The following is an 18,455-nucleotide window of genomic DNA, read 5'->3' on the forward strand; positions in this document are numbered from 1 at the left end:
CGTCGCCGTCAGTTTACCGCGTAAAGGAACCTTCCCTGATGCAGCACGCCCATCCCGCCGACAGCCACGACGTGATCCAGGTCCGCGGCGCGCGGGAGAACAACCTGGCCGACATCTCCCTGGACATCCCCAAGCGCAGGCTCACCGTGTTCACCGGGGTGTCCGGCTCGGGCAAGTCCTCGCTGGTCTTCGGCACCATCGCCGCGGAGTCCCAGCGGATGATCAACGAGACCTACACCGCGTTCCTGCAGTCGTTCATGCCCAGCCAGGGCAGGCCGGACGTGGACGCGCTGCACAACCTCAGCGCCGCGATCATCGTCGACCAGGAGCGGATGGGCGCCAACGCCCGCTCCACGGTCGGCACCGCGACCGACGCGTTCACCCTGCTGCGGATCGCGTTCTCCCGGCTGGGCACCCCGCACGTCGGCTCGGCGGGCGCCTTCAGCTTCAACCACCCCGAGGGCATGTGCCCCGAGTGCGAGGGCATCGGCCGGGTCTCCGCGGTTGACGTCGACGAGCTGGTCGACCGCGAGCTCTCGCTCAACGAGGGCGCGATCACCGTCCCGAACTTCACCGTCAACACCTGGTACTGGCAGTCCTTCGCCCAGTCCGGTTTCCTCGACCCGGACAAGAAGATCAAGGACTACACCGAGCAGGAGCTCGCAGACTTCCTGCACCGGGAGCCGGTGAAGGTCAAGCACGGCACCTTCAACCACACCTACGAGGGCCTGCTGGTGAAGGTGCAGCGGCTCTACCTGTCCAAGGAGCGCGACTCGATGCAGGCGCACATCCGCGCCTTCGTCGACCGCGCCGCCACCTTCGCCACCTGCGCGGCCTGCGGCGGTTCCCGGCTCAACCCGGCCGCGCTGTCCTCGCGGATCGACGGCCGCTCGATCGCCGACTGCGCCGCCATGCAGATCAGCGACCTGGCCGCGTTCCTCGGCAAGATCGAGGACCCCTCGGTCGGCCCGCTGCTGACCGTGCTGCGCGGCACCCTGGACTCGCTGGTCGAGATCGGGCTGGGCTACCTGAGCCTCGACCGCGAGTCCGGCACGCTGTCGGGCGGCGAGTCGCAGCGGGTGAAGATGGTGCGCCACCTCGGGTCCAGCCTCACCGACGTCACCTACGTCTTCGACGAGCCCACCGTCGGGCTGCACCCGCACGACATCGCCAGGATGAACGACCTGCTGCTGCGCCTGCGGGACAAGGGGAACACCGTCCTGGTGGTCGAGCACAAGCCCGAGGTCATCCGGATCGCCGACCACGTGGTCGACCTCGGCCCCGGCGCCGGCACCAACGGCGGGCACCTCTGCTACGCCGGTGACTTCCCCGGCTTGACCAGGTCCGGCACGCTCACCGGCGACCACCTGGGCCACCGCGCTCGGTTGCGCGAGGTGCTGCGCACCCCCAAGGGGCACCTCCCGATCCGCGGCGCCGCCCTGCACAACCTGCACGACGTCGACGTGGACGTCCCGCTGGGCGTGCTCACCGTGGTGACCGGTGTCGCCGGGTCGGGCAAGAGCTCGCTGATCCACGGCTCGCTGTCCAAACGGGACGACGTGGTGGTGGTCGACCAGTCGGCCATCCGCGGCTCCCGGCGCAGCAACCCGGCCACCTACACCGGCGTGCTCGACCCGGTGCGCACCGCGTTCGCCAAGGCCAACGGGGTCAAGGCGGCGCTGTTCAGCGCCAACTCCGAGGGCGCCTGCCCGAACTGCAAGGGCATCGGGCTGGTCTACACCGACCTGGCGATGATGGCGGGCGTGGCCTCGGTGTGCGAGCGGTGCGAGGGCAGGCGGTTCACCGCCGAGGTGCTGGCGCACAAGCTCGACGGCAAGGACATCAGCGAGGTGCTGGCTCTGTCGATCACCGAGGCGCGCGACTTCCTCAAGGTGCCCGCCGCGCGCAAGATCCTCGACCGGCTGGTCGACGTCGGCCTGGGCTACCTGAGCCTGGGGCAGCCGCTGACCACGTTGTCCGGCGGCGAGCGGCAGCGGCTCAAGCTGGCGATCCGGATGGCGGACAAGGGTTCCACCTACGTGCTCGACGAGCCGACCACCGGGCTGCACCTCGCCGACGTCGACCAGCTGCTCGGGCTGCTCGACCAGCTCGTGGACGAGGGCAACACGGTCGTGGTCATCGAGCACCACCAGGCCGTGATGGCGCACGCCGACTGGCTGATCGACCTGGGCCCGGGCGCGGGCCACGACGGTGGCCGGATCGTGTTCACCGGCACCCCCGCGGACCTGGTGGCGAAGGGGGAGACGCTGACCGCCCGGCACTTGCGCGACTACGTGGGGTCGTGACCCCGGCCGCCTGCGTAACATCGGACCCGCGGGCGCGGCGAGGGTGAGGAGCGGGCGTGGACGGTATCGGCATCTCCGTCGGACTCGACGGCGGGCTGTTGTCCGTCACCCCGACCAACGCGGTGGGCAGGCTCGCCCTGGGCGGCGGCCCGCTCTCGGTGGCGGTGCGCGACATCGCGACGGTGACCGTGCACGACGCGGGCCCGCTGCGCAACGGTCGGATGGACCTGCGGCTGCGCGACGGGCGGCACTACCAGCTCGCGTTCACCCGGGCGCACCAGGCGGAGTTCACGCGGCTGCAAGACATCTTGGCCGCGCAGCGCGGTCCGCACGTCCCGCGTCCGCGACCGGCGGACGAGGCGGTCCCCTTGCGGGGGCGTGGCTTTTTCAACCAAGAGGTGCTGGAAGACCCAGACGCGGTGCGTGTGCTCTCCGGTGGGCCTTCCACCGGAGAGCGCGCGACCACCGCGGAGTTGCGCTTGCGTGACGACGGTGTGCAGGTTCTTATCGAAGGCCACGCCGCAGGCGTCTTACCGCCGGAAGCCGCTGAGGCTTACCGGGTTCCGCTCGCGCGGGTGCGCGGCGCGGGCACCTGCCGTGCGCGCGTGTGGTGGACGCGCGACCAACCGGAGTTCGCGGGCACGGTCGCACTCGACCTCGCCGAGCCGGAATACCTGGTGCCGCTCAACGAGATCGACCCGGCCGCCCTGCGCATCCCGCCTGGGCGGCCGTTCCAGCTCACCCACCAGGACGAGCACCTGGCAGTGCTGGCGCCCCTGGTCGACAGCGCCTACCTGCCGGGCAAGGCGCTCGTGGTGGGCAGCCTGCACCTGGTGGAACGGGCCGGGCCGCGCTCGACCAGCGTCGTGGTGGCGGTCCGGGTGGCCGGCCGCGACATCGGCGAGCTGGGCAGGCAGACCTCCAGCAGGCTGCGGCCGCTGCTCGGCCCGCTCGACGAGGCGGGGGTGCCGACCTACGCCGACGTGCACCTGCAGGGCAACGCCCTGGCCGTCGCCGGCCGGGTGTTGATCACTCCGCCGGAGGAGCTGCCGCCGGAGTTCGTCCAGCGGGTGCAGGCCCTGCTGCGAGCGTGAACAGCTCGTCGAGCACCGCACCGCCGCTGACCCGCAATCCGTCGTGCTCGTACTCGGCCGTCCGCCACACCCGGGCGCCGATGAGGTCCGCGGTGGCGAGGGAGAGGTCGCGGGCGACGTACATGTCGTTCTCGTAGACGGCCGCGGTGACCGGGACCTCGTTGGCGCGCAAGCGGTCCAGGTCGTAGAGGCGCGACCAGCCGGCGCGCTCGGCCAGCAGCCGCCCGGCCGCGCGGAACGACTCCAGCGCCGGGTCGTCGTAGGTCCAGGGGAAGATCATCTCGCCGGTGAACAGCAGCGGTTCGGCCGCGTCGAACTCGGGGAACTCCGCCCGGAGGCGCTGCGCCGACCAGTTCAGCGCGCCGTCACCGTCGGCGTAGGTGGGCTCGTGCAGCACCGCGTACAGCGGGCTCGCCGCCGCCCACGACACCTCGCGGTCGACGCCCCAGAGAAACGCGTCGGACAGTTCCGCGCCGTCGAACGGCGCTTCGAGCAGGTAGTGCAACCGAGCACTTCCCGTGGCGGCGCCCAAGAGGTTGCCGAGAGACTGGAACACTGGCACGGTCAACCGGCGGCCGTTGGGCAGGCGCACGTCGTTAGCGCGCAGGTGTTGCGCGATCGCGGCCGCGCGATCCACATCTGCGGGGAAACGCTCGTAGTGCGCGGAGTTCTTAGCGGCGACGGTGGTGTAAAGGCTGCGGTAGACGTCGTCCGCGGTGACGCCAAGACCGGGAAGACCACCGGTGACGAACGCCTCGCGAAGACCCTCGGGCGCCGTGGACAGGTACGCCAGGATGCAGAACCCGCCAAAGCTCTGGCCCAGCACGCTCCACGGCACACCGTCGCCCAGCGTCCGCCGGATCCGCTCGGCGTCGCGCACGATCGAGTCGGCGCGGAAGTGCGTGAGGTACTCGGCCTGCGCCGCCGGTTCGCCGACCGCCCCGAGGCTTCGCCGGGTGACCGGTGTCGACCGGCCCGTGCCGCGCTGGTCGAGCAGGAGCACCCGGTAGCGGCGCAGCGCCGTGTGCAGCCAGCCCTCGTCACCCAGCGGGCGCGGTGAGGCGAATCCCGGGCCACCGTTGAGGAAGAGCAGCCACGGCAGGCTCGGGTCGCCCACCTCGCGCGCGTAGACCTCGATCTGCGCGCCGCCCGGGTCGGCGTGGTCGAGCGGGACGGTGAAGAGGTGATCGGTGGTCCGCACTCAGGCCTCCTGCACCGACTGCCACGCCCGCTCACTCGCCGCGCGCTCGTCCGCGGTGATGTCGGTGCTGACCCACCCGCCGTTCTCCCGCACCAGGGCTTGTCCCTCTTCCATGACGTCGCAGTCGCGCAGCCCGGGGTAGCGCACGACGAGCTCACCCAGGAAGGCCAGGCAGAGGTCGTCGGCGGCGTGGCCGCGCTCGTCGAGCACGTCGAAGACGCTGTCGTCGAACCCGATCCACGCGGGCTCTTGGCCGCCCGCCAGCACCGACCGCGTGGTGAGCGCGTACGAGTCCGGCGCCGCGGGCAGGTCGAAGTCCGGGGCCAGCTCGCCGACCAGCCGCCACCCGCCCGGCGGGTGCTCGTCCACCGGCAGCCACGTGTGCGCCTGCTGGGTGCGGCAGCCCTCGACCACGCCCTCGTCCCACGGCCACAGACCGTGCTCGTCGGGCCACACCAGCTGCAGGAACGGGCCCTCGTCCCCGTCGTAGAACCGCTCGGCGGTGCCGAACAGCGCCTCGTGCCACGACGGGTGCACCGCGCGCAGCCGCACCGGGGCGGCCTCGATGACGCCCTCGACGTCGGTGTCGTCGGCGGGCCACCCGTGCTCGCGCCCGAGGTCGACCGCGGCGTTGAGCCAGTTCTGCATGTCCTCGCCGTCGAGGCCGAACATGACGATCTCGGGTCGCTGGAAGCTGTGCCGCAGCCCGACGGTGTAGGCGAAGTCGACCTGGGCGGCGATCCGCAGGGCGCACCACCCGTGCTCCCGCACCGTGTCGGTGATGGCGGCCAGCTGGTCGTCCGGCTTGTCGGCGCAGAGCACGCAACGGCAGGTCACGGCCCGGACTCTACACAGCCGCAACGGCCCGGCGATCTTGATGCTGACCGCGGACGCGGCTGCCCGGCACCCAGCCACCGCGCAGGGCAACCGACACGTGGCGCGGCGGTGTACACCGGGTGGCGGCCGGGTGGTCCGCGCCGAACTGGTGCTGTGACGTCGCAGTGCACGGGCAGGTCCCGCCACGCGGCACTGGTCCGAGTGCGCCCGCGGACACGCTCTAGTGGAGCCCGACCGCCGGGGGAGCGGTGCCCGACCGCGCCCACTCGGCGAGCAGGTCTCGATCGACCAGGGTGATCCGCGCCCGCGCGGCCACTTCCGCGGCGGGCTTCGTGTACCTGGTCGTGGTGACCATCAGGGCGATCTGGGCGTGGTGGACAAACCACGCCGTGCCGGTGAACAGCTGGACCTCCTTGCTGCCTACCTTCCTGTTCACGTGGTCGTAGCGCTTGCACTGCACCACCACGCGGGATCCCGCCGGGCTCAGTGCCACCACGTCGGCGCCCGCGTCGCCCGCGCCGCCGACCACCCGCACGTCCGCGCAGCCCGAACGCCGCAGCAGCCGGGCCACCCAGTGTTCGAAGTCGTGTCCGCTCATGCCGTCGGTGACCGCGATCCGCTGGTCCCGCTCCGCCCGCAGCGCGGCCTCGGCCCGCCGCCCGCGGTGCCACAAGCCGGCGAACAGGGCCGCGCCCACCAGCAGGACCAGACCGCCGGTGGCGAACAGCACCGGGTGCCGCTCGATCTGCCGCAGCACGAACAGGATGCCGAGCACGACCGCGACGGACGCGGCTGCGGTCATACCCTCAAGTATCTTTTTTCGCTTTCGGCGCCTCTTCCGTGCCATTTCCCCTCCTTTCGCCGCACTCCCACCCAGCAGATGATCATGGCAGGAGTGCGCGGTCGACCAGACCAGTAGGGGTTTCCCCCCGATTGGGTGGGCCGTCGATGTGAATCCGGGTTTGGCGCCGGAGCGGCAATCGGGGGGCGCTACGCTCGCGCACAGTGGTACGACCTGTAGCGCTTGTCGAGTCGGCACAATCGAGTCGGTCCGGAATCGGCTGGTTGCAGTGCAGAGGTGGGATTCACGCATGACCTACGCCGCGGAGATCAGCCGGTCCAATCCGACCTGCTTCCTCTTCCTGGTCGACCAGTCGGCCTCGATGGGCGACCCGATCGGTGGCGAGGTGCCGCAGCGCAAGGCGGATGTGGTGGCCGACGCCATCAACCGGCTGCTCACCGAGCTGAGCGTCAAGTGCGCCAAGGAGGAGGGCGTGCGGGACTACTTCCACGTCGCGGTGATCGGCTACGGGCACGCGGTCGGGTCGGCCTTCACCGGCACGCTCGCGGGGCGCGACCTGGTGCCGTTGAGCGAGGTCGCCGAGAACCCGGCGCGAGTCGAGGAGCGCCGCAAGAAGGTCCCCGACGGCGCGGGTGGACTGGTCGAGACGGCCAGCAGCTTCCCGGTCTGGTTGGACCCGGTGGCCAACGGCGGCACCCCGATGTGCCGGGCCCTGTCCTACGCCGAGTCGCTGGTGTCCCGGTGGCTCGCCGAGCACCCCGGGTGCTTCCCGCCGATCGTGCTCAACCTCACCGACGGCGAGTCGACCGACGGCGACCCCACCGCCGCGGCCTCGACCATCCCACTGCAGGTGAGCACGGACGGCTCGGTCCTGCTGTTCAACCTGCACGTCTCGGGTGCGGGCGCCTCGCCGACCACCTTCCCGGACAGCGACGCCTCGCTTCCCGACGCCTACTCGCGCACGCTGTTCGGGATGTCGAGCCCGCTGCCGCCGCACATGCGGTCCTACGCGGCGCAGCAGGGGTTCGGCACGAGCGACGCCACGCGCGGGTTCGTCTACAACGCCGATATCGCCTCGGTCGTGCAGTTCCTGGACATCGGGACGCGCGCGACAGACCTGCGCTGATCCGTGGGCGTGTTCATCTCGTCGCTGCGCGTCCCCAAGAGCGGGAGCACCCCACGTGAGTGCGAGGACGCGGTCGCTGCCTTCCCACCCGCCGACCCGGAGACCTGGCTGACCGACCCGGTGTCGGTGGCGATTTCCGACGGCGCGTCGGAGAGCCTGTTGGCGGGGGAGTGGGCCGCCCTGCTGACCGACTCGGTCGTCGACGCCGTCCGCGATGACCAGTACCTCCTGCACGACGACCGGCACGTGGCCTCGGCGCTGGTGGACGCCGCCGTCCAGTGGCGCCGCTGGGTCGGCGAGTACGTCGCGCGTCGGGTCGGGAACGGTCGTCCCATCGCCTGGTACGAACGACCCAAGCTGGACCGCGGTCCACACGCGACAGTGCTGGCGGCGCGGTTCGACCACCACCCCGCCTCGCTATCCACCAGTTGGACGGCGGCCGCGTTGGGCGACACCTGTCTCTTCCACACCAGGGGTGCGCGGTTGCTGCACGCGTTCCCGCTGGAGTCGGCGGCGGCGTTCGGCAATTCCCCGGGCCTGGTCAACGGTTTCAGCCACGACCACGCTCTGCTGGCACACCACGTCCAGACCGCGTCGGGGACCGCGGACCAGGGCGACCAGTTCTTCCTGTGCACCGACGCGCTCGCCGCCTGGTTCCTCGCCGAGACCGAACGCGGTGGACATCCGGGGGAGACCCTGTGCAACTTCACCCGATCCGGTGATCTCGCCGGGTTCGAGACGTGGCTGGGGGATCTGCGCTCGGCAGGCGCGATGGGCAACGACGACGTCACCGTCGTGCACGTGGACCTGGGGTAGGGCGGGGTTCGTGGATCAACGACCCCGTTCGCAGCCCTCCGGTGCGACTTATGTCGAGGCGCTGCAGAACACATCGCTGTGTTTCCGCGGCACCGACCTGGCTGGCGCGGCGGTGACCACCGACTCCCTCGGGCGGCCGAGGCCCATCTCCGGGAACTTCGCCAGCGTCTTCTCGCTGACGGCTGTGGACGGCGTCCGGTACGCGGTCAAGTGCTTCACCCGGGAGGTGCAGTCGCAGGCCGTCCGCTACCGGGCGATCAGCGAGCACCTCGCCCGCTCGACCTACGACTGGGTGGTCCGCTTCGACTACGTCGAGCGGGGCATCCTGGTCGAGGGCCACTGGTTCGCCATCCTACGGATGGAGTGGGTTGAGGCGGTCAACCTCGCCCGCTGGGTGGAGCGCAACCTCGGCGACCCCGCCGCTCTGGCCCGCGCGGGCGAGCGCTTCGGCAGACTGGTCACCGAACTCGCCGAGGCGGGCATCGGGCACGGCGACCTGCAGCACGGCAACCTGTTGGTGACCCCCGACGGGAGCATGCGGCTGGTGGACTACGACGGCATGTACGTGCCCGCGCTCGCAGGCATGGCCGCCGCCGAGATGGGGCACCGCAACTACCAGTCACCCGGTCGCTCGACCACGCAGTTCGGTCCTACCATCGATCGGTTCTCGGCCTGGGTGATCTACCTGTCCCTGCTAGGTGTGGCGGCGGATCCCTCGCTGTGGGCGCGGTTGCGCGACCAAGACGCCGAGCACCTCCTCCTCGCCGAGGCCGACTTCGCCGATCCCGACGCCTCGTTGCGGCTGGGCGCGCTGCTCAGCCACCCGAACCCACAGTTGCGCGAGGTGGCCGAACGGTTCCGGCAGGTGCTCGTGCGGCAGCCGGACTCACCCCCGGGCCTGCCGCTCGCACTCGGCAGCGCGGTCACCGCCCCGCTGCCCCAGTCCGCACCGAGGCCGGAGGGGACCGGCGGGCTGCCACCGTGGATCGCGGGCCACCTGCGGCAGGCCAACCCCGTGGTACTCCCGCCGGTGACCTTCTCCCACCGGTACCCCGGGGTACTGAGGTGGACGCTGCCCGCGGTCCTGCTGGCGTGGGTCCTGCTTGTCGTCTCGGCCGCTGTCGTCCCGGCGGTTGCCGTGGGCGGGGCGCTCCTGACCGCGCTCGCGAGTGCGGGAGTCGCCCTGGTGGCTTACCTCCGTCAACCCGAGACAGCGCGGGCGCGCACGGCTCGTGCCGAGTACAACCGGGCGAAGTGGGCCGAGAGCACCGCCGCGCGGGTCCATGGCGAGGTTGACGACCGAACCCGACAGGTCGTTCGGAGCGCCGGTACCGCCAAGGCCGATCACGACCGGGAACGAGCCAACCTGCAACTGGAGCACGATCGAGCACTGGCCGCCGTGCAGCGGGCCACCCAGCGGGCCGTTGCCAAGGTCGAACTCGATGTCCGCTCGCTGACGAGCGAACACGGTCTCGCCGAGCGTGCGTTGCTCACCACCAAGCAGCAGGAGCACACCCGGTCGTACCTGGCGAGGTTCACGATCAAGTCCGCAGGCGTGGACGGCATCGGTACGACACTGGTGGCGAACCTCCGTTCCCACGGGATCAGCACCGCCGCCGACTTCCTGGAGGTCGAGTACAGCACCAACGGGCAGTACCAGAGCAGAATCGCGAGATTCGTCCTCACCTCTGGTTCACGAGTGCGGGTCCCCGGGGTCGGCGAGGTCAAGGCGGGACGCCTGGACAGCTGGCGGCTCTCCTTGGCGCACAACGCGATGCGGACCCAGCCCACCGCGCTCACGCCCCACGACGGGCAGGTTCTCAAGAACCGCTTCGAGCAGCGCGCGGTAGCGCTGAAGGCCGAACAAGCCCGGGCGCACGAGTCCGAACGGGTGCGACGGCTGGAACTGCGCAAGACACTAGTCGACCAGCAGAGCGCCCTGGCGAACACAGTGAGGGCGGCCGACATGGCCGCCGCCAGAGCGCGTGCCGCACACGAGCGCGAGCTCTCGGAGAGCAAGATCGCCTTCGAACGAGCACAGCGAGAACTCCTCGACGCGGCCACCCTGGTGGGCTCCTACAAGGACATCACCTACCAGCGGTACTTGCGGCTAGTTTTGACTGGGACGAAGTGAAAGCGCGGCCCGTGCCGCGTCCGGACGAGCCGCTGCGGCCGGGGGCTGGACCACGGTGATGCCCGAGGTCATCAGGATGGACAGGTCCAGGGCCCACTCAACCTTGGAGCGTTCCTCCCATAGCGAGAACGCCTCCCCCACGTGGATGTCCGCTTCCGCCGCGGACAGGCCGGCGACGGCCATCAGGTGTGTGAAGGCATCGTCGGCGAGGCCCTTGAGCTGCGCCAAGCCGAAGTGCGTGCTCCGGTGGCAGTCGGTGCACAGGCAGATGAGCCTGCGCAGGGCTTGGACGTGCCGGGTCTCGTCGTAGGACCAGCGCTCGTGCACCTCCAGCCAGCGCTTCTCCCGCGGGTCCTCGCGCCGCGCACAGGCTTCACACACCTGCCCGGCGCGCTTGGTAACCATGCGGCGCAACCGTTCCCAGTCGCGCTGGTCGACGCACGAGCGGACATTGGTGAACCAGCAGGAACTGGGCACCAGGTCCACGAACAGCCCCGCCCCGAACCCGCGATCCTCACCGGGAAGCAGGTCCGGCACCTCCGGCAACGCCTCCCACCGCGCCAACCCAACCACCCCGGCACGCGGCGCATACCAACGCTTCCCCGTCGGATCCCACCGCGCACCCAGCGCCTTGGCCTCGTCCTTGTCCCGATAGGGGACATCCAGCCAGACGCGTTCAGCCATTCAGCCACCTCCCAAGAGCTGCCGGAGCGGTCAGGAGCGCAGCCTATCGAGTGGCGTTCGACGCCGTGCGACCAGCGAACCGGCCCTGGATCAAATGCCTTCCCCAGGATGTCGTGTCAGGTGCTCGAGGTGGTGCGAGGTCGCGATGGCGACCCAGCGCGGTACGGTGCCTGCGGTCCGCGTGCCGCCGCGTCCGCAGTTCGTCAGCTCCCGGTCACCCCACGAGTAGTCCTTGCCCGCGAACTCCGACCGGGTGACGAGTTCTTCCGCGAGATCGTTGAACGCCGCGATGGCCGCGCCCTTGATGACCTTGTTGTCCTCGTCGCGCGCCAGCCGCCTGCGCAAAGCCACCGTGCGTCCTGGGATCGTGTAGTAGAGGTAGGGGTTTATGTTCCTCGGCCCAGGCTCCCCGGTCCTCGGGGGCACGGGGTGTACGACGCCGTAGTCGCCGTAGTGGAGTTCGGTCACCCTGCTGGCGACCTCCTGCCACAGGGTCACCTCGAGCCGATCGCGAACGGTGGTGGCGAACTCGGTCCGGACGGCCGGGATCGAGCCCGCCAGCAGGGTCGTCGAGTCAGGGCCGAGGAGGTCGACGAGCATCGCGCTGAGTCGCGACACCTGGTCGACCCGCGCCTGCCGCACGGTGTCGACGAATCCCAGGTCCACGATGGCGTGCAGCCGAGCTGCCTCGCCCCCGGCCGTCCGGGCGATCCCTCGGAGCCGGCGGCGCACGTCGAGCAGCGGCGCGTCCACCTGCCGGACGCGCACCACCACCGCACGCGGCCGGTGCTCCAGGAGTTGGGACACCTCGCTCAGCTCCCGCTCGCTCGCGGTGTCGGCCACGACCGGGATCAGCGCGGTGAACGTGGCCGCGAAGAGGCCGTACTCGTCTTCGACCGCTGCCTCGACCCGTTTGTCGAGGAACCCGAGCGGCCCGCCAGGCTGCCGCGCCAGCGAACCACTCCCTGCCAACCGGTGCGCGTCGACCCAAAGCGGCGTCCCCCGTAAAGCCAGGCGCACCGCGGCCCGCACCAACGGCCCCAGGAGACGTCCGGACCTCTCCGCGGTGACCGAGTCGAGAAGGTCCACGACAGCCGTGGGTCCCGTCGCTGACTCCGGTAGCCGACACAGCGCGTCCAGTTCACCGGTCTTGCTCTTCAGCGCTACCAGTGGCCTGAGCCGCACCAAGTGCCTCCCTGCCCGCCGACCGAGCGTGTGATCACCACGCTCGATCATGCGAGGTCGATCCCGGCACCGCACCGACCGGACGGGTGACGCTCACCGGTACGGCAGCGGTGACCAGTGGTGGTCGACCTGGAGAGCTCGGTCTATTGGACGCGCCTGGAGAAATGAAGTGTCACTTGACCGACGAACTCGCTCTTCGATGGGGGCTGCCCCTCACCAGCCCCTTGTGCGCCACTCCGCGAGGTTGGGGCGTTCGGCGCCGAGGGTGGAGTCGTCGCCGTGGCCGGGGTAGAACCAGGTGTTGTCCGGGAGGGTGTTGAAGACCCGGGTCGTCACGTCGTCCAGCAGGGACTGAAAATCCTCGGGGGAGTTCGTTCGGCCGACGCCGCCCGGGAACAGGGAGTCGCCGGTGAACAGGTGGGGGGTGCCGGTCGGGTCGCGGTACAAGAGGGCGATCGAGCCCGGTGTGTGGCCGCGCAGGTGGATGACCTCGAGCGTGACCTCACCCACATCGATCGTGTCCCCGTGTCCCACGAAGCGGTCCGGGGGGACCGGTAGCGGGCCCGCGTCCAGTTCGTGCGCGATGGTGTTCGCGCCGAACGCGCCCGCCGTCGCGCCGAGGGCCTGCCAGTGGTCGCCGTGCTGGTGGGTGGTGACGATGGTGCGCAGCGTCGGGCGGTCCTGCCCGTAGCCGATGACCTCGGAGAGCCGCTGCGGGTCGTTGGCCGCGTCCACCAGCAGGGCGTCGCGGGTGGCCCGGCAGGTCAGCAGGTAGGCGTTGTTGTCCATCGGGCCGACGGACACCTTCGTGATCGTCAGCGCGGGCAGCGTGCGGCGGGCGGCGGGGCCGCCGGGCTCGACATGGCCGGTGTAGTCGTCGACAAGGTCCACGGTCGCCGACGGTAGCCTGCGCGCGCACCTCCTCAGGCGGGCCTCAGCTTCGCCCCTTATCCTTGTTATCCGAGCGTTACCTGGAGTACCGCCCCTTGTCGCCGACACCTGTGAGCTCGTGCAGACACTAGAGACAGCGAACCAGAAACGGTCCCCGCGCAAGATCAGCTGGGACGTGATCCGGGTGCTGGCCGTCTTCTCGGTCGTCATCCAGCACATCACGCACCAGTCGCCGATCAGCCACGCGGAGCTGGGCCCGTACCCCTTCGTGCTCTCGTTGCAGTTCGGCGCGAGCACGCTGTTGGTCGTGTCCGCCTACTTCGTCTGCGGCACCGTGCGCCGCGGCGGTACCGGGCGCTGGCTGTGGAGCCGGATCGCCCGGCTGCTGCCTGCTTACCTGGTCGCCGTCGTCGTCACCTACGGCGTCTCCCGCGCTGTGGCGCACGCTTTTGGCTGGTACCTGCCCACACCCACCGACCTGGTGGCCAACCTGCTGCTCGTGCAGGCGTGGTCGCCGCAGTTCCACTGGGTCGACGCGTCCTACTGGACACTCCCGGTGCAGGTCATGGCCTTCGTGGTCGCCGCGCTGCTCTGGCCGCGCGGCTGGGTCACCGGCAAGCGGCTCCCGGTTCTGCTGTGGACACTCGCGCTCGCCCCGCTGGTGATCCGCTTCGCCTGGCGGCAGGACGACGCCGCGCAGTGGGTCAAGTCGCTCTTCGACGGGCTGGCCCTGCACCGGGTCGCGCTCTTCGGCGTCGGCGTCGCCATCTGGCTGTGGGCGAACAAGCGGATGTCCGGTGGGCACCTGGCCGCCTACCTGGTCGTCGTTCTCGTCGCCCAGGACGCGCACGCCTACTTCGCCGACACCTGGTCCACGATCGCCTTCGGCGTGGTCCTGCTCGGCATCGTGGTCGCCGCGGGCGGCCCGGACTGGGACATCCCCGGCATCCGGCAGCTCGCCGGACCGATCCGCTGGCTGGGCGGCATCTCCTTCGGCGTCTACCTGGTGCACCAGGAGCTCGGGTTCGTGCTGGCCCGGTTCCTGCTCGACGCCGGCGTCGACGCGGGCGGCAGGCTGGTCGCCTGCGTGGCCTTCGCGGTGCTGCTCGGCTGGGCGATCACCCGGCTGGTCGAGCGCCCGGCCCACCGCTGGCTCACCCAGGAAGGGCCGCTGCTCTGGCGGCGGGTGCTGGCCACCGCGGTGGCCACCCGCGCCGCCATCCGCGAGCTGCCGCAGGTGCCCGCTCAGCCCCAGGAGGGCAGCTCGGGCAGGGTGCCCGAGAGGGCGGTGCCGGTGCCCCGCCCGGTCAGCCACCCCAGCACCGCGGCCGCGGGCCCGGCCACCTCGCGCGAGCTGGACTGGGTCGCGATCGCCAGCTCCCAGGTGCGCTGACGGCCCTCGGGCAGCTCGGCCACCAGGCGCAGCGGCGCACCGTCGGTCCTGGCCCGGTACGGGCGCACGGCGGTGTCCAGCAGCCGGTCCAGGTGGGCCGCCGGGACCTGCTCGAAGACCACGCCCGCGTCCAGGTCGACCAGGTGGTTCCAGGCCTCGAACAGGGCCAGCTCGGGCACCTCGGCGGCCACCAGCTGCCTGCCGGACGGGTGCGCCACGGTGGCGTCCCAGTCCGCGCCGGAGAGCCGCCCGACGGCGGTGTGGAACCGGTCACACGCCGCGTAGAGGTCCTCGCGGACGACCTGCGGCAGCCGCTCGGCGCCACTGGCGATGTCGGCGTCGCGGTCGGCCCGGCTGGCGTAGGCCGGGTGCTCGATCCCGGTCCTGGCCCAGGTCAGCAGGTTCACCAGGGCGTCGGCGTTGCGGGCCAGGTGCGAGACGACGTGCGCGCGCGACCACCCGGGCAGCCCGCTCGGCTCGCGGAACGCCTGGTCCGGCAGCTCCGCGACGACCCGGTGCAGCACCACCCAGGCCTCGCGGACGGCCTGGTGCCCCGCGACCGCCCGGCCCGCGCCGGAGTCGGCGCGCCGCTGCCCGGGGAACCCCGGCCGCTGCACCGATGTGTGTGCGGGCGTGCCCGACGTGCCCATACCGACCCCCGAACGTGGTTGTGACCGTCTCGGCCGCTGGTGTGATCGGAGCAACCGGCTCCGACCTCCAGCGTAGGCTGGCCCGGTTACCGGCGCGTACCGCTCCGAGGGTGCATCGCCGCCCGCCGTCGGCGAGAATTGTCGGTGCCCCGCCCTAGCATGCACCTCGCCATCCGCTCGGCCTGTTGCCCTGGCGCGCGCCCGCGCCCCGGCACCCGCCGCGGCCCGGCGACCAGCGCACCGGCGGTACCCGTGTGACCCGCGTGACCCGTGACACCAGCGACATCAGCGACATCTCAGAGCAGCACCGGAACAGCACTACCGAAGGGACCTCAGTGGCCGACCGCCTCGTCGTTCGCGGCGCCCGGGAGCACAACCTGCGCGGCGTGGACATCGACCTGCCCCGCGACAGCCTGATCGTCTTCACCGGCCTGTCCGGGTCGGGCAAGTCCAGCCTGGCCTTCGACACCATCTTCGCCGAGGGCCAGCGCCGCTACGTCGAGTCGCTCTCGGCCTACGCCCGGCAGTTCCTCGGCCAGATGGACAAGCCGGACGTCGACTTCATCGAGGGCCTCTCGCCCGCGGTGTCCATCGACCAGAAGTCGACCAGCCGCAACCCGCGCTCCACGGTCGGCACGATCACCGAGGTCTACGACTACCTCCGGCTGCTCTACGCTCGCGCGGGCAAGCCGCACTGCCCCACCTGCGGCGAGGCGATCAGCAAGCAGACCCCGCAGCAGATCGTCGACCAGGTGCTGGCGATGGAGTCCGGCGTCCGCTTCCAGGTCCTCGCGCCGGTCATCCGCGGCCGCAAGGGCGAGTACGTCGACCTGTTCGCCAACCTGCAGACCCAGGGCTACTCGCGCGCCCTGGTCGACGGCGCGGTGCACTCGCTGACCGAGCCGCCCAAGCTCAAGAAGCAGGAGAAGCACCACATCTCGGTGATCATCGACCGGCTGGCGGTGAAGGCGAGCTCCAAGCAGCGGCTCACCGACTCGGTGGAGACCGCGCTGCGGCTGGCCGACGGCCTGGTCGAGCTGGAGTTCGTCGACCTGCCCGAGCACGACCCGCACCGGATCCGCGGCTTCTCCGAGCACCTGGCCTGCCCCAACGGCCACCCGCTCGGCGTCGAGGACCTCGAGCCGCGCTCGTTCTCCTTCAACTCGCCCTACGGCGCCTGCCCGGAGTGCACCGGCATCGGGGTGAAGAAGGAGGTCGACCCGGAGCTGGTCGTGCCCGACGACGAGCTGTCCCTCGGCGAGGGCGCCATCGCGCCGTGGGCGGGCGGGCAGACCGCGGAGTACTTCATCCGGCTGCTCACCTCGCTGGCCGAGACCCTCGGGTTCCGGATGGACACCCCGTGGCGGCGGCTGACCGCGAAGGTGCAGAAGGCGGTCCTGCACGGGGTCAGCGACCAGGTGCACGTGCGCTACAAGAACCGGTACGGCCGCGAGCGGTCCTACTACGCCGCCTACGAGGGCGTGATCCCGTTCCTCGAGCGCCGCCAGGAGCAGACCGACTCGGAGTACATGCGGGAGAAGTACGAGGGCTACATGCGCGAGGTGCCCTGCCCCGCGTGCCGGGGCACCCGGCTCAAGCCGGAGATCCTGGCCGTCACCCTCGGCCACCGCGACGGCGACCGGTCCATCGCCGAGGTCTCGGCGATGTCGATCGGCGACTGCTCGGCCTTCCTCGACGCGCTCAAGCTCGGCAGGCGGGAGAGCATGATCGCGGGCGCGGTCCTCAAGGAGATCCAGGCCCGGCTGCGCTTCCTGCTCGACGTCGGCCTGGACTACCTCTCGCTCGACCGCGCCTCCGGCACCCTCTCCGGCGGCGAGGCCCAGCGGATCCGGCTGGCCACCCAGATCGGCTCCGGCCTGGTCGGCGTGCTCTACGTGCTCGACGAGCCGTCGATCGGCCTGCACCAGCGGGACAACCACCGGCTGATCGAGACCCTCACCCGGCTGCGCGACCTTGGCAACACGCTCATCGTGGTCGAGCACGACGAGGACACCATCCGCGCCTCGGACTGGATCGTCGACATCGGCCCGGGCGCGGGCGAGCACGGCGGCGAGGTCGTGCACAGCGGCACCTTCAAGGAGCTGCTGCGCAACAAGCGGTCGCTGACCGGGGCGTACCTGTCCGGCCGCAGCCAGATCCCGATGCCCGAGCTGCGCCGCGGGATCGACAAGAAGCGCCAGCTGACCGTGGTCGGCGCCCGCGAGCACAACCTGCGCGACATCGACGTCTCGTTCCCGCTGGGCGCCCTGGTGTCGGTCACCGGGGTATCCGGGTCCGGCAAGTCCACCCTGGTCAACGACATCCTGGCCACGGTCCTGGCGAACAAGCTCAACGGCGCCCGCCAGGTCCCCGGTAGGCACACCCGGGTGCGCGGCCTGGAGCACGTGGACAAGCTGGTCCAGGTCGACCAGTCGCCGATCGGCCGCACCCCGCGGTCCAACGCGGCCACCTACACCGGCGTCTTCGACCACATGCGCAAGCTCTTCGCCTCCACCACCGAGGCGAAGGTCCGCGGCTACCTGCCCGGCCGCTTCTCCTTCAACGTCAAGGGCGGCCGCTGCGAGGCCTGCGCGGGCGACGGCACCATCAAGATCGAGATGAACTTCCTGCCCGACGTCTACGTCCCGTGCGAGGTGTGCAAGGGGGCCCGGTACAACCGGGAGACCCTGGAGGTGCACTACAAGGGCAAGACGATCGCCGAGATCCTGGACATGCCGATCGAGGAGGCGGCCGGCTTCTTCGAGCCGATCAAGGCCATCCACCGCCACCTGGCCACCCTGGTCGACGTCGGCCTGGGCTACGTGCGCCTCGGCCAGCCCGCGCCCACCCTCTCCGGCGGCGAGGCCCAGCGGGTGAAGCTGGCCAGCGAGCTGCAGAAGCGCTCCACCGGCCGCACGGTCTACATCCTCGACGAACCCACCACCGGCCTGCACTTCGAGGACATCCGCAAGCTCCTCGGCGTGATCAACGGCCTGGTGGACAAGGGCAACTCGGTGATCGTCATCGAGCACAACCTGGACGTGATCAAGGGCTCGGACTGGATCATCGACATGGGCCCCGAGGGCGGCTCCGGCGGCGGCATGGTGATCGCCGAGGGCACCCCGGAGGACGTAGTGAAGGCCGAAGGCAGCTACACCGGCGAATTCCTGGCCCACGTGATGTGAGGCTCACGCGCGGCCCCCGGGGCCGTCGTGGCCCTAGTACTGGTTGGGGGCAGATGGACGCCCACCTGCCCCCAACCAGCGACAGCACCCGCCCGCTTCACCTGGCGGCTCGGCAGGAGACGCGCCGGTCGCGGACTCGCACTCAACGCAA

Annotated in this window: 13 protein-coding genes and 1 pseudogene; 7 read left to right on the forward strand and 7 right to left on the reverse strand. The window is 70.8% G+C overall.

Going from position 1 to position 18,455, the window contains the following annotated elements; genetic code table 11:
• Window positions 1-38 precede the first annotated feature (38 nt).
• Both QSK30_RS02425 and QSK30_RS02430 read left to right on the forward strand, forming a co-directional pair.
• A complete protein-coding gene (locus tag QSK30_RS02425; RefSeq protein ID WP_285499133.1) occupies window positions 39-2,306 on the forward strand; it encodes an ATP-binding cassette domain-containing protein in 2,268 nt (755 codons plus the stop codon).
• A 56-nt stretch (window positions 2,307-2,362) separates the two neighbouring features.
• Window positions 2,363-3,400, forward strand: a complete 1,038-nt coding sequence (locus tag QSK30_RS02430; protein WP_285499134.1) for a hypothetical protein — start codon at window positions 2,363-2,365, stop codon at window positions 3,398-3,400.
• On the opposite strand, the gene QSK30_RS02435 is transcribed toward QSK30_RS02430, so the two are convergent.
• The 3 genes from QSK30_RS02435 to QSK30_RS02445 form a co-directional block, all read right to left on the reverse strand.
• Entirely contained in the window at window positions 3,336-4,601 is a 1,266-nt protein-coding gene (locus tag QSK30_RS02435; RefSeq protein ID WP_285499135.1) for an alpha/beta fold hydrolase, read from the reverse strand. The genes QSK30_RS02430 and QSK30_RS02435 overlap by 65 nt on opposite strands.
• Entirely contained in the window at window positions 4,602-5,438 is an 837-nt protein-coding gene (locus QSK30_RS02440; protein ID WP_285499136.1) for a DUF4262 domain-containing protein, read from the reverse strand. It abuts the gene before it with no gap.
• A gap of 220 nt (window positions 5,439-5,658) precedes the next feature.
• Window positions 5,659-6,240, reverse strand: a complete 582-nt coding sequence (locus QSK30_RS02445) for a restriction endonuclease (protein ID WP_285499137.1) — start codon at window positions 6,238-6,240, stop codon at window positions 5,659-5,661.
• Window positions 6,241-6,529: 289 nt separating this feature from the next.
• Between QSK30_RS02445 and QSK30_RS02450 the strand changes: the two genes are divergently transcribed.
• The 3 genes from QSK30_RS02450 to QSK30_RS02460 are packed head-to-tail and all read left to right on the forward strand — an operon-like array spanning window position 6,530 to window position 10,316.
• Window positions 6,530-7,366 carry a vWA domain-containing protein gene (locus QSK30_RS02450; protein WP_285499139.1) on the forward strand — a complete coding sequence of 279 codons (837 nt, stop codon included), beginning with the start codon at window positions 6,530-6,532 and terminating at the stop codon, window positions 7,364-7,366.
• 9 nt (window positions 7,367-7,375) lie between these two features.
• Window positions 7,376-8,182 carry a hypothetical protein gene (locus QSK30_RS02455; protein WP_285499141.1) on the forward strand — a complete coding sequence of 269 codons (807 nt, stop codon included), beginning with the start codon at window positions 7,376-7,378 and terminating at the stop codon, window positions 8,180-8,182.
• Between the two features lie 10 nt (window positions 8,183-8,192).
• Window positions 8,193-10,316 carry a serine/threonine-protein kinase gene (locus tag QSK30_RS02460; protein ID WP_285499143.1) on the forward strand — a complete coding sequence of 708 codons (2,124 nt, stop codon included), beginning with the start codon at window positions 8,193-8,195 and terminating at the stop codon, window positions 10,314-10,316.
• Here QSK30_RS02460 and QSK30_RS02465 read toward each other — a convergent pair.
• The 3 genes from QSK30_RS02465 to QSK30_RS02475 form a co-directional block, all read right to left on the reverse strand.
• Window positions 10,293-11,000, reverse strand: a complete 708-nt coding sequence (locus QSK30_RS02465; RefSeq protein ID WP_285499144.1) for a DUF5710 domain-containing protein — start codon at window positions 10,998-11,000, stop codon at window positions 10,293-10,295. The genes QSK30_RS02460 and QSK30_RS02465 overlap by 24 nt on opposite strands.
• Before the next feature lie 90 nt (window positions 11,001-11,090).
• Complete coding sequence (locus QSK30_RS02470; RefSeq protein ID WP_285499145.1) at window positions 11,091-12,236, reverse strand: beta family protein; 1,146 nt, start codon at window positions 12,234-12,236, stop codon at window positions 11,091-11,093.
• A 162-nt stretch (window positions 12,237-12,398) separates the two neighbouring features.
• Window positions 12,399-13,076 (reverse strand): MBL fold metallo-hydrolase, encoded by a 678-nt coding sequence (locus QSK30_RS02475; protein WP_285499146.1) that lies wholly within the window; start codon window positions 13,074-13,076, stop codon window positions 12,399-12,401.
• A gap of 118 nt (window positions 13,077-13,194) precedes the next feature.
• Between QSK30_RS02475 and QSK30_RS02480 the strand changes: the two genes are divergently transcribed.
• Window positions 13,195-14,469: an acyltransferase family protein gene (locus QSK30_RS02480; protein ID WP_285499147.1), complete on the forward strand. Its 1,275-nt coding sequence runs from the start codon at window positions 13,195-13,197 to the stop codon at window positions 14,467-14,469.
• On the opposite strand, the pseudogene QSK30_RS02485 reads toward QSK30_RS02480, so the two are convergent.
• Window positions 14,436-15,119, reverse strand: a pseudogene (locus QSK30_RS02485) (maleylpyruvate isomerase N-terminal domain-containing protein); the annotation flags it as partial. The gene QSK30_RS02480 and the pseudogene QSK30_RS02485 overlap by 34 nt on opposite strands.
• 335 nt (window positions 15,120-15,454) lie before the next feature.
• Here QSK30_RS02485 and uvrA point away from each other — a divergent pair.
• Window positions 15,455-18,304, forward strand: a complete 2,850-nt coding sequence (gene uvrA, locus QSK30_RS02490; RefSeq protein ID WP_285499148.1) for an excinuclease ABC subunit UvrA — start codon at window positions 15,455-15,457, stop codon at window positions 18,302-18,304.
• Window positions 18,305-18,455 lie beyond the last annotated feature (151 nt).

The sequence above is a fragment of the Actinokineospora sp. NBRC 105648 genome, assembly GCF_030269645.1.
GTDB lineage: Bacteria > Actinomycetota > Actinomycetes > Mycobacteriales > Pseudonocardiaceae > Actinokineospora.

Coding starts and splice junctions, on each gene's coding strand:
- QSK30_RS02425 (WP_285499133.1), top strand. CDS start 39: ATGCAGCACGCCCATCCCGCCGACAGCCACGACGTGATCCAGGTCCGC.
- QSK30_RS02445 (WP_285499137.1), bottom strand. CDS start 6,240: ATGACCGCAGCCGCGTCCGTCGCGGTCGTGCTCGGCATCCTGTTCGTG.
- QSK30_RS02450 (WP_285499139.1), top strand. CDS start 6,530: ATGACCTACGCCGCGGAGATCAGCCGGTCCAATCCGACCTGCTTCCTC.
- QSK30_RS02465 (WP_285499144.1), bottom strand. CDS start 11,000: ATGGCTGAACGCGTCTGGCTGGATGTCCCCTATCGGGACAAGGACGAG.
- QSK30_RS02470 (WP_285499145.1), bottom strand. CDS start 12,236: ATGATCGAGCGTGGTGATCACACGCTCGGTCGGCGGGCAGGGAGGCAC.